This is a genomic window from Lacihabitans soyangensis (genome assembly GCF_024343775.1).
Lineage (GTDB): Bacteria > Bacteroidota > Bacteroidia > Cytophagales > Spirosomataceae > Leadbetterella > Leadbetterella soyangensis.
Genome location: NZ_RJUF01000159.1, coordinates 1 through 1,053 on the forward strand (window position 1 = coordinate 1; position 1,053 = coordinate 1,053).

A 1,053-nucleotide genomic window follows, 5' to 3' on the forward strand; every position below is an offset into this window, starting at 1 on the left:
CATTCGGTGCTGCTGCATCTTTTACATTGACTCTGCAAAGGCCTGTGGTAGTGTTTCCGGCGGCATCGGTCACCGTCACGGTGATCCAATGAAAGCCCAAATCGACGCAACTAAAGTGAATTCTGCTCAGGTTGATGCTCGCTACGCCGCAATTGTCCGTTATACCTGCATTGACGTCGGCCAAACTCAATACCCCCACTCCAGCAGCATTGATGTTCACCACGGCATCTTTTAAGAGTACCTTGGGTGCTTCGCTGTCTACTACCGTAAGGGTGTTGGTGCAGGTGCTGGAAGATCCATAAATGTCTGTTACTGTGAGAGAAATATTATAAACCCCCACTCCGAATGGACCCGTTGGAGTGATGCTGTAGGTGATGGCATCGCCGTTAGGGTCGCTTGAGCCTGCTCCTATCTGGGCTGCTGTGACCGTGGCCAAGCAGTTGGCTCCTACAGATACCGTCAATGGTGTACACACCGCGATGGGCGGGGCGTTGAGGGCTACTGTACTCACCCCAGAGCCCGATTGGGAGTCCATGTAAGGCAAAACATTAAAAGGCGAAGGAGGTAGAATCACCCTGATAACCTCTATGAGCTCTATTTCGTAGGTTTGGCCTGAGGCCAGGCCCGTCAATGTATAGGTTCTCAGCGAACTGCTGATATTGTCTATGGTGGTCTCTATTCCTCCAACAGGCTTGTATTTAATCTGATACCTGTTTAAAGTTACCGAGGGTGGATTGATACTTACGTCTGTCTCGCCCCAATTAATGGTAATGCTGTTGGCCGCACCATTGGCCGTGGCAGAGGTGATGAGTGTTCTTGAAAAACCTATTCCAGCAGAAAATATCAAGAAAAGGAGTAAAGCTAATTTTTTCATTGTTCTAGTTAATGTTAGTTTTTTCATTTTCTAATTTCTTTTGGGAGGTTTTCAAAAATACTGTTGTTGGTTGTGTTCAAACCGCAAGGGCTTTCAATTTTGGTTGCAAAAACGGCCCCAGCTCGGGTTTCAAAGCCCGGTAAGAGTTCTATTGCATTGCCCGACTTGAACAGCACGTT

At 47.8% G+C, this 1,053-nt stretch carries 2 protein-coding genes; both read right to left on the minus strand.

Annotated elements, in window-relative coordinates; translation table 11 throughout:
* A partial coding sequence (locus EGI31_RS15210; protein WP_255038004.1) for a fibronectin type III domain-containing protein occupies positions 1-874 on the minus strand: 874 nt, incomplete at its 3' end.
* A gap of 23 nt (positions 875-897) precedes the next feature.
* Positions 898-1,050, minus strand: coding sequence for a 3-coathanger stack domain-containing protein (locus tag EGI31_RS25465; protein WP_374760697.1), 153 nt, complete (start codon positions 1,048-1,050; stop codon positions 898-900).
* Positions 1,051-1,053: the final 3 nt, after the last annotated feature.